Raw genomic sequence first — 9,375 nt, 5'->3', positions numbered from 1 at the left:
GTGGTGAAGCCCTTCTCGAGCAACGCCATCCACAGCCCCATGACGGCTTCCTTGCCGACATAGGTCCCCGAGAGTGTGCTGTTCCCCGGAACGATCCATTCCACCTCGTCAGCGAGCGCGGCCTGAGCGGCCACCGCATCGCCGGCAGCGAAGGCCGCGTAGGCCGCCTTGGTGTTCGCAATGTTGTCTTCTGCTGACATCGTGCTCAATCCCATCCGGTCCCGGGCGGGGCCACGACGTCCACGGTGCCACCGTCGTGGCGCCGTGTATGTAATCGGATGTGCGCATGGTGGCCGCCGACGAAGGCAGTCAGACCACCCACGCGAAGCTGGTCACGAAGTCACCCTCGGGGCCGCTCCCGAACAGGTCGACGCGGTAGGTGCCCGAGGTCAGACCGCTGGCAACGGTGATCGTGAAGTCCTGCGCCGCCGTGCGGGTGACGGCGCCCTTGCCGACCAGCTCGCCGGGATCGTCGCCGGGCACGTCGCGCATGAAGGACGCCTCGAAGGTCCACCCGGGACGCCCGAACCAGAAGTCGACGGTGGCGACCGGGCCGACGGTCTCGAGACGCTCCAGTTCTGGAGTGACGCCGTCCGAGCACATCGATGACGCCACGCCGTCCGGGCCGGCGGGTCCGCTCCAGCAGTGGTGCAGGCGTCCAGCGTGACGTCGCCGCGCGGCAGCACGAGCACCAGGGGCGATGGGGTGTTGCTCCACTCGTAGGACCGGGTCCCCGTGGCCCGGGTCCCTCCGTCCGCTGCCGGAGCCTCCTGGACGGACGGCGTGTCGATCGCCCGCTTCTCGTGCTCCAGCGCGCACCCCGCGAGCATGGGTCCGCCCAGGAGGACGCCGGTCGCCATCGCCAGGGCCGAGCGACGGGAGTGAGTCGTCATGGTCCTACGACGGGGGAGCGTCCGATCCGGTTCCCGGTTGCGCGAAACGTTCGTCGGTGTAGCGCCGCAGGTTCGTCAGGAAGCGCCGGAAGGTCGCGTTCATGACCGGCTTGCCCAGCGGCATGCCGAGTCGCGACGGTCCGCGTACGTCGAGGGCCAGCGTCCAGGTGAGTCGGCATCCGTCGGCGGTGGGGACGACGTCGTACCGCTCGGCGAAGGCCTTGACGGTCCGTGTCGAGGACTCGTTGAACCGGAACGACATCATCGTGGGCGGCTCCCACGCGAGGAACTCCTCGTCCCCGATCAACCCACCCCTCATCGTGACCGTGCGCCGGGTCCCCACGCCGATCGGTTCCGGCGTCGTCCACACCACGCCGGTGATCACGCTGGCCCAGCGCGGCCAGGCGCCGGCATCGGCGAGTACCTCGAACAACTGGTCCGGCGTGATCGCGAGGTCGACGCTGTTCGCGTAGCGGTACCTGGCCGTGTCGACGAAGTCGATCCCGACCTGGGTGCTGGGGTACATCGAGGGCATGTGCCGAGACTAGAACACGTTCCTGTCTGGTGCCCAGACCCACCGGCTCAGAGCCTGTAGAGCGTCCACATCGTGTCCATCCGGCTCGACTGCAGCGGAGTGAACTCGTAGTAGCAGCTGTCGTAGCTGTAGTCCATGTAGTTGTGGATCGGGTCGTCGCCGGGAGCGGTGCAGGAGTTGCGTCCGGTCGGGCAGCCCGAGGACGGCGACGCCTGCGCCGCGGTGTCCGCGACCTCGTCGCCCGCGCCGGTGCAGCCGCCCTGGAAGGTGTGGTAGAGCCCGAGCCAGTGTCCGACCTCGTGCGTGGCCGTCTCGCCGAGGTTGTAGTTGGTCGCGCTGCCGCCGGGCAACGAGCTGTACTGGACCCGGATCCCGTCGATGTTCGGGTTGGCCGCGTAGTCCCACGGGAACGTGGCGATGCCGAGGTACTTGAAGTCGACCAGCCAGATGTTGAGCGCGTTCTTGCCGCCGTCGCGGGTCTGCGCGCGGTAGGTGGTGCTCTGCTTGTCGGTGTGCCAGCTGTTGTTGGCGATCCGCTCGGTGCCGGCCAGGCGGAACCGGATGCCGGTGTCTCCGGCGGTGCCGTTGACGTCGTGACCCGAGTAGGTCTGGTTCAGGACGGCGATCTGTTGCGCGATCTGTGTGTCGGTCACGTCGCCCGCGCCGTTGGTCGCGGTCATCACGTGCACGTAGACGGGGATGTCGCTCTTGACTCCTCCGGGACCGGTGCCGCCACCGCCGCCCGGCGGGGGCTTGCCCGTGGCGCCCTTGCGCTCGGCGAGCAGGCGGGCGTTCTTCGCCTCGATCGCGCGCTGCTCCGCCGCTGAGATGTCGCGGTGGTCGAGGGCGCGGCCGCCTGCGCCGCGCGCTGCGGTGCCGTGCTCCGGCTCGAGGCATCCGCTGTCGGACCCTCCAGCCGGGGCCGCGGTCGCGCCCGTGGGAACGGGCACGGCCGATCCGGTGAGCACGAGCGAGCTGGCGATGGCACCGGCGGCGACCGCCGTACGCAACATTCGGTTCATGGCATTCCTCCGGTGGGGTGAGAGGAGCCTAAGGCGCGAAGGCGCCGAGAGGTAGCGTCTTGCTCGTGTCCGTCGTCCTGATTCCAGTTGCCCGCTGGCCGCGCTGGGTCACGAACTTCGCGGCATCCCACGGCGACCCGGTGTTGAGCGTCGTAGGGGGTGTGCTCTTGGGCGTGGCTCCGGACGGTTCGCACTTCTCTGCATCGCTCCCGTTCTCGCAGCCGTACGACGGCCAGCCGGCCGCCGACGCGTTCGTCGCGGAGGTGCGTCCTCCCGAGCGCTGGGGCGTGCTGCTGGTCCGCAAGGGCGGGTTCGCCGTCGCCCGCCTCGATGGTGGAACGGTCACGGAGTCGAAGGTGGGGCAGCGGCACGTGCAGGGCCGCACCAAGGCCGGCGGCCAGTCCCAGCAGCGGTTCGCCCGCCGCCGGGACAACCAGGCGCGGGCTGCCTACGAAGCCGCCGCTGACCATGCGGCGCGGGTGCTGGCCGGGGTGGAGGTCGTCGCCGCAGGAGGTGACCGGTCCGCCGTCACCGAGGTGCTGACCGACTCTCGCCTCGACAAGGTGCAGGTCGTGGGCGCGTGGCATGCCGTTCCCGATCCCCGACGCGCGGTCCTCGAGAAGGTGGTGGCGGACGCGCAGTCCATCCAGGTGGACGTCGAGAACGCTTCCCGGGACTGACCCGGGGTCAGAGGGCGAGCGTCATGAAGACGCTGTGGGGGTCGAGGACGTAGTCCTCGAACGGGTCGCAGACCTGGAAGCCGCGGGTGGCGTACAACGCCCGCGCCGGAGCGAAGTAGTCCTCGGCGCCGGTCTCCAGGCTGATCCGCTGGTGTCCGCAGGAACGCGCGTGCGTCAGGACATGGTCGAGCAGCGCAGCAGCGACACCGCGCCGCCGGGCCGCCGTCGCCGTGCGCATCGACTTGAGCTCGACGTGCGTGGACGTGTGTTGCTTGAGCGCGGCGCAGCCGAGCAGCTCGTCCCGCTCGCGAACACTCCAGAACGTGATGTCGGGCGCGGCCAGCGTGTCCGGATCAAGGGCGTGCACGCTCTCGGGCGGCGACGTCGCGTACATGTCGGCGAGGTGTTCCTCGAGGAGCGCGAGGACGTCACCGCGCCGAGGGTCGTCGATCTGGATCTGCACCGGTGCAGTCTCCCGCACTCCTGCGTCCCACTGTGGGAGGCCCGGATCGGCTAGTTTCAGGCTCATGTGGCGGCCGGAGCCGGACTGGGTGGCGCTGCCGGGTGGATCCGGTACGTCGACGGTGGGCGTGTGGCGGACGGCGCTCGGCGGCCGGCCGGTCGTCGTCAAGCGCCTCGGCGCTCCACAACAGGGTGACCCCGCCGTGCTGTCCGACCGTGCCCACATCGGGTACTGGCGCCGCGAGGCCGACGTGCTGCTGACCGGGCTCACCAACGAGACTCCGGGGCTCCAGGCGGCGAGCGGCTCGGTCGAGGAGGACGACGAGGGAGTCACGATCGTCCGCGACTGGGTGGAGGACGCCGCGTCCAGTGGCCTGTTCCTCGCCCTGTCCATCGGCCGTTTCGCCGGCGCACAGCTGGGGCATCCGCAGTTCCTTGCCGAGAACCTCATGCGCGACCGGCTGGCGAGGGTCGAGCGTCGGGGAGGCTGGCCGACTCTCGCGCGGACGACCGTCGCGGACGTGGCCGACCATCTCTGGACCCACCGCGAAACCATGCTCACGTTGCTCGAAGGCGTGCCCCGGGTCGCCCAGCACGGCGATCCCACGGCACTGAACCTGCCGGGCCGCTCCGGCGACGAGGCGCTCGCCATCGACTGGGGGACCCTCGGCCACGGTCCGGTCGGTGGTGACCTCGGCTACCTGTCGCTGTCAGCCCGCGAGGAGTTCGAACCGCTCCTGGACGCCTACCTGCTCGGCCTTCCCGACGGGCTCGCGGACCACGACGCCGTCGTGCTCGGGGCACGCATCGTCGCCGTCTACACCGCACTCAGTCGCGCGGAGTGGGCGCTGGCGCGGGTCGCCGGGGGAGAGGGAGCCCTGGCGGGCAAGTACCGGCACCCCGCTGTTGCGCCGCACCTGCGCACGCTGCAGCGCACGTTCGGCCACATGGAGGCCCTGCTCGAGCTCTGAGCGGCGCTGGAACCGACCGGGTCAGACCTTGTCGGCGCTGAAGGTGTCGCAGGACTTCACGGTGCCGCCCTCGTAGCCCTCACGGAACCAGCTCATCCGCTGGGCAGACGAGCCGTGGTTCCAGGTCTCGGGGTTGGTCTGGCCCTGGGTCTTCTTCTGGATGTGGTCGTCGCCGACGGCCGCCGCTGCCTTCAGCGCGTTGTCGATGTCTTCGTCGGAGAGGTCGAGCAGCAGCACCTCACCACTCGCGTCCTCGGTCGTGGTCGCGTGTTGCGCCCACAGGCCGGCGTAGCAGTCGGCCTGCAGCTCGAGACGCGTGGCGAGGCTCTGCGGACCGGTGCGCTGGTTGGTCACCTTGTCCATGAAGCCCAGCAGGTTCGAGATGTGGTGGCCGTACTCGTGGGCCAGCACGTAGAACTCGACGAACGGCTCGTCGGGAGCACCGAGCTGCGGCTCCAGCACGGTGTCGAAGAACGTCGTGTCGAGGTAGATGCCGCCGTCGGCGGGGCAGTAGAACGGCCCGACCTGCGAGGTCGCGGCGCCGCAGCCGGTGTTGACGCTGTCCGTGAAGGTGGTCAGGGTCGTGATGGGCTGCCAGTTGTCGATGCCCTGGTCGGACCAGAAGTCAGTGAGCGAGTTCTCGATCGCGACGCGGGCGCAGTCCTGGGACTTGTTGGCGTCGTCGCCGGTCTTGCAGCTGGCGTACCGGTCGCCGCCCTCGGTGGCATCGCTCAGCCGGGTCGGCGAATAGACCTGGCTGCCCACGCCGCCGGTGCCGCCACCGAGACCGAGATCGACTCCGGCGCACTTCGCCACGACGAAGAGCAGGACGAGGATCAGGATCGTGCTGAGCCCGCCTCTTCCGGTCGGGATCGGAAGGCGCATTCCGCCGCCGCCGACACCGCCGCCGAGGCCGCCACCACCGCCCCCGCCGCCATCGCGCATACGGGACTGGTCAAGGCGGGCCTTCGGATTGAATCGCACCACGGCAGCACCCTAGGGCAAAGACCGGGCCGCTCGGCGTTTTCAGTGCCGTCGTCGCGTCATGGGAGACTGGAGCCCTCATGATCACGGTGCACCAGGTCGAGGTCCGCGTCGGTGCACGGCTCCTCATGGAGAACGTCAGCTTCCGCGTCGGTCCCGGCGACAAGATCGGCCTCGTCGGCCGCAACGGCGCTGGCAAGACGACCCTCACGAAGGTCCTTGCCGGTGACGTGCTGCCCGCTGCCGGAACGGTCGGCAACAAGGGCGAGCTCGGCTACCTCCCGCAGGACCCCCGCGTCGGTGACCCCGAAGTCGTCACGCGCGACCGGATCCTGTCCGCGCGGGGACTCGACGACGCCGTACGACGGCTGCGCGCTGCCGAGGTCGAGATGGGCTCGGAGGACCCGGTCGTCCTGGAGAAGGCAATGCGCCGTTTCCAGCGCGCCCAGGACGAGCTCGACGCCGGCGGTGGCTACGCCGCCGAGACCGAGGCCCTCCAGATCGCGCAGAGCCTGGGCATCCCGGACCGCCTGATGGACCAGCCGCTCGGCACCCTGTCCGGCGGCCAGCGTCGTCGGGTCGAGCTCGCGCGGATCCTGTTCTCCAGCGCCGAGGTACTGATCCTCGATGAGCCGACGAACCACCTCGACGCCGACTCGATCAACTGGCTGCGCGAATGGATGAAGACCTACAAGGGTGGCTTCATCGTGATCTCGCACGACAACGCGCTGCTGGAGGAGACCGTCAACAAGGTCTTCCATCTCGACGCGAACCGCGGCGTCATCGACATCTACAACATGGGGTGGAAGAACTACCTCATCCAGCGTGAGACCGACGAGGCCCGTCGCAAGCGCGAGCTGATGAGCGCGCAGAACAAGGCCAAGACGCTCACCGACCAGGCCAACAAGATGCGCGCCCGGGCCTCGGGTGCCAGCGCTGCCCAGCAGATGCTCAAGCGCGCCGAGAAGCTGCTCGGTGGTGTCGAGGGCGAGCGCCAGTCCGACAAGATCGCCGCGATCAAGTTCCCGACGCCGGCTGCGTGCGGCAAGACGCCGCTCATGGCGAAGGACCTGTCCCGGTCCTACGGTGCCCTGGAGATCTTCACCGCCGTCGACCTGGCCATCGACCGCGGCTCGCGCGTCGTCATCCTCGGGCTGAACGGCGCCGGCAAGACCACGATGCTCCGGATCCTCGCGGGTGTCGACAAGCCCGACACCGGGCAGGTCATCGCCGGCCACGGCCTCAAGGTCGGCTACTACGCGCAGGAACACGAGACCCTCGACGTCGGTCGTACCGTGCTCGAGAACATGCAGTCGGCGGCGCCTGCGCTCACCGACACCGAGGCGCGCTCCGTCCTCGGGTCGTTCCTCTTCAGCGGCGACGACGTGCACAAGCCCGCCGGCGTGCTGTCCGGGGGCGAGAAGACGCGTCTGGCCCTGGCCTCGCTCGTCGTCTCGCAAGCCAACGTGCTGCTGCTCGACGAGCCGACGAACAACCTGGACCCGGCCTCCCGCGAGGAGGTCCTCAACGCGATCCGTCGCTACGAGGGCGCCGTCGTGCTCGTCACCCACGACGAGGGTGCGGTCCACGCCCTCGAACCCGACCGGGTGCTGATCCTCCCGGACGGTGTCGAGGACCTGTGGAGCCAGGACTACGCGGACCTCGTCGAACTCGCCTGACCGGTCTCGAGACGATCGCTGCGCGATCTCCTCGACCAACGGCGCTCGCTACTCGGTCGAGATCGCGTCCAGGACGTTGAGCCGGGACGCACGGATGGCGGGGACCACCGCTGCGAGCACGCCCACCACGACGGCGATGACCAGGAACACCACCAGCTGCCCCAGCGGTAGGCCCAGACTGCTCAGCTCCTCGGACAACGAGTGCTGCAGGAGTACGCCGATGGTGAGGCCGAGCACCATTCCGAGCACCGCTCCGAGCACGGCGATGGTGATCGACTCGAGCGTGATCATGCGCCGCAGCTTCGTGCGACTCATGCCGATGGCGCGCAACAGGCCGATCTCCCTGGTCCGTTCGATGACGCTGAGCCCGAGCGTGTTGATGATGCCGATGACGGCGATCACGATGGCCAGGGTCAACAGGCCGTAGATCATGTAGAGCAGCTGGTTGACCTGGCCGCGGATCTCGTCGGCGAAGCCCTCCTTGTCGAAGACGCCGACGATCGGGGCCGACTTCGCGGCGTCGTCGACGGCGTCGCGCACGGTGGAGGCGTCCGCTCCCGGGGTGAACGCGATGCTGACCGTCGTGTCCTGGCGGAGGACGCCAGCCTTGGCGAGCTGGTCGATCGGGATGTTGACCGCTCCGGCGACCTCGGTGTCCTCCACGACGCCGACGACCTTCGGCGTGAGCTTCTTGCCGCCCTGGAAGCCGAGGTCGAGAGTGTCGCCGACGGCGATCTCGTTGTCCTTGGCGAAGTCCTCGGTGACGAAGGCCTCGGCACCGGAGACGTCCTGGCGTCCGTCGACCACCTTGAGGTCGTAGATGTCGTCGAAGTTGTCGTCGTTGCCCGTGAGGTAGATCGACTTTCCGCGGAACTGCGCGTTGGCGAACTGCTGGCGACTCATCACGCCGACACCGTCGACCTCGGCGATCCGGTCGCCGACCTCGGTCGAGAAGGGCAGGAAGTTGGTGCTCTGGACGAGCAGGTCGGCCGTGAACTGTTCGTCGACCACGTCGTCGATGGACTTGTTCAGCGACGCGGCCAGGACGCCGATCGTCGAGACCAGGGCCAGCCCGATCATCAGTGCCGAGGCGGTCGCGCCGGTCCGACGCGGGTCGCGCAGGGCATTCTCGCCGGCGAGGCGGCCGGCAGCGCCGAACAGCCGGGCGAACAGGCTGCGGCACACGACCAGCACCGGCTTGCCAACCACGGAGCTGATGGCCGCGACGGTGAGGATCCAGATCACGGCTCCCACGCCGATCCAGGCGGCGTCCGACCCGGGAGCACCCAGCACGCCGTTGACAGCGAAACCGGCGCCGACGACGAGGAAGACGCAGCCGACGAGGGTACGACGCCGCAGGGACGCACGCTCGACGGTGCTGTCGGCTCGCATGGCAGCCACGGGGGCCGCCTTGCCACCGCGTCGTGCCGGCAGGTAGGCGGCCAGCATGGTCATCCCGACCCCGACGACGTAGCTGGTGATGACGGTCCGGGAGGTGAGGTCGAGTGCGTCGCTGGCGATGTCGAGCCCGACGGAACGGAACACCCCGGCGAGACCGCGGGCCAGGAGCAGGCCGAAGCCGATCCCCATCGTGGAGGACACGACAGCGAGCACGAAGGCCTCGAGCAGCACCGATCGGGTGACCTGTCCGCGGCCCGCACCCAGGGCCCGCAGCAGCGCCAGCTCACGACTGCGCTGGGCAACGAGGATCGAGAAGGTGTTGACGATGATGAAGCCGCCGACGATGACGGCGATGATGGCGAACACCAGGAGGAAGGTGTTGATCACGCCGAGGAAGCTGCCCACGGCGTCCTGCGACTCCTCGGCCACCTGGTCACCGGTGACGGCCTCGAAGCCCTGCGGAACGACCTTGTCGGCGGCGTCAGCGAGCTGCTCCTGCGTCACCCCGTCGGCCGCCGTGAGGCTGATCCGGTTGTAGACGTCCTTGCCCGCCACGAAGAGCTGCTGGGCGGCCTCGGTCGAGAAGATCAGCAGGGTCGCGCCCGCCGTACCCCCGCCGTTGAACTCGGCGATCCCCACCAGCTTCGAGGTCCGTTCGAGCGTCCCGAACGGGGCGAGGAGCTTGACGTCGTCGCCGACGCGGTAGTCACCCGCCTTGGCCGCGGCCTCGTCGAGCACGATCTGGTCC

10 protein-coding genes are annotated in these 9,375 nt (G+C 69.2%); 3 read left to right on the top strand and 7 right to left on the bottom strand.

The window, feature by feature from the left end:
- The 4 genes from ACOADB_RS17305 to ACOADB_RS17290 form a co-directional block, all read right to left on the bottom strand.
- Positions 1 to 200 (bottom strand): hypothetical protein (locus ACOADB_RS17305; RefSeq protein ID WP_378601127.1); only part of this gene is annotated, 200 nt, incomplete at its 3' end.
- A 109-nt stretch (positions 201 to 309) separates the two neighbouring features.
- On the bottom strand, positions 310 to 603 hold the full coding sequence (locus tag ACOADB_RS17300) for a hypothetical protein (protein ID WP_378601124.1): 294 nt from the start codon (positions 601 to 603) through the stop codon (positions 310 to 312).
- A 294-nt stretch (positions 604 to 897) separates the two neighbouring features.
- Complete coding sequence (locus ACOADB_RS17295) at positions 898 to 1,428, bottom strand: SRPBCC family protein (RefSeq protein ID WP_378601121.1); 531 nt, start codon at positions 1,426 to 1,428, stop codon at positions 898 to 900.
- A gap of 47 nt (positions 1,429 to 1,475) precedes the next feature.
- The gene (locus tag ACOADB_RS17290) at positions 1,476 to 2,450 is read right to left on the bottom strand and encodes a zinc metalloprotease (protein WP_378601118.1); all 975 of its coding nucleotides are present in this window, start codon (positions 2,448 to 2,450) and stop codon (positions 1,476 to 1,478) included.
- A gap of 65 nt (positions 2,451 to 2,515) precedes the next feature.
- Here ACOADB_RS17290 and ACOADB_RS17285 point away from each other — a divergent pair, with 65 nt between their 5' ends.
- A complete protein-coding gene (locus tag ACOADB_RS17285; protein WP_378601115.1) occupies positions 2,516 to 3,130 on the top strand; it encodes an acVLRF1 family peptidyl-tRNA hydrolase in 615 nt (204 codons plus the stop codon).
- 7 nt (positions 3,131 to 3,137) lie between these two features.
- Here ACOADB_RS17285 and ACOADB_RS17280 read toward each other — a convergent pair whose 3' ends face one another.
- Positions 3,138 to 3,593, bottom strand: a complete 456-nt coding sequence (locus ACOADB_RS17280; RefSeq protein WP_378601111.1) for a GNAT family N-acetyltransferase — start codon at positions 3,591 to 3,593, stop codon at positions 3,138 to 3,140.
- A 64-nt stretch (positions 3,594 to 3,657) separates the two neighbouring features.
- Between ACOADB_RS17280 and ACOADB_RS17275 the strand changes: the two genes are divergently transcribed.
- Entirely contained in the window at positions 3,658 to 4,563 is a 906-nt protein-coding gene (locus ACOADB_RS17275; RefSeq protein ID WP_378601108.1) for a phosphotransferase, read from the top strand.
- Between the two features lie 21 nt (positions 4,564 to 4,584).
- Here the strand turns inward: ACOADB_RS17275 and ACOADB_RS17270 are convergent, their stop codons facing one another.
- Positions 4,585 to 5,550: a neutral zinc metallopeptidase gene (locus ACOADB_RS17270; RefSeq protein WP_378601105.1), complete on the bottom strand. Its 966-nt coding sequence runs from the start codon at positions 5,548 to 5,550 to the stop codon at positions 4,585 to 4,587.
- Positions 5,551 to 5,627: 77 nt separating this feature from the next.
- Here ACOADB_RS17270 and ACOADB_RS17265 point away from each other — a divergent pair, with 77 nt between their 5' ends.
- Positions 5,628 to 7,226 carry an ABC-F family ATP-binding cassette domain-containing protein gene (locus ACOADB_RS17265; protein ID WP_378601102.1) on the top strand — a complete coding sequence of 533 codons (1,599 nt, stop codon included), beginning with the start codon at positions 5,628 to 5,630 and terminating at the stop codon, positions 7,224 to 7,226.
- A 48-nt stretch (positions 7,227 to 7,274) separates the two neighbouring features.
- Here the strand turns inward: ACOADB_RS17265 and ACOADB_RS17260 are convergent.
- Positions 7,275 to 9,375: ABC transporter permease (locus ACOADB_RS17260; RefSeq protein ID WP_378601099.1), on the bottom strand; the 2,101-nt coding region annotated here is incomplete at its 5' end.

The organism is Nocardioides sp. CPCC 206348, assembly GCF_048654705.1.
Lineage (GTDB): Bacteria > Actinomycetota > Actinomycetes > Propionibacteriales > Nocardioidaceae > Nocardioides.
Note: the sequence above shows the minus strand (reverse complement) of the source record. Positions and strands in the feature narration are given on the sequence as shown.

Excerpts from the sequence above, each read along its gene's own strand:
- ACOADB_RS17300 (WP_378601124.1), bottom strand. The coding sequence starts at position 603 with ATGTGCTCGGACGGCGTCACTCCAGAACTGGAGCGTCTCGAGACCGTC.
- ACOADB_RS17295 (WP_378601121.1), bottom strand. The coding sequence starts at position 1,428 with ATGCCCTCGATGTACCCCAGCACCCAGGTCGGGATCGACTTCGTCGAC.
- ACOADB_RS17290 (WP_378601118.1), bottom strand. The coding sequence starts at position 2,450 with ATGAACCGAATGTTGCGTACGGCGGTCGCCGCCGGTGCCATCGCCAGC.
- ACOADB_RS17275 (WP_378601108.1), top strand. The coding sequence starts at position 3,658 with ATGTGGCGGCCGGAGCCGGACTGGGTGGCGCTGCCGGGTGGATCCGGT.
- ACOADB_RS17265 (WP_378601102.1), top strand. The coding sequence starts at position 5,628 with ATGATCACGGTGCACCAGGTCGAGGTCCGCGTCGGTGCACGGCTCCTC.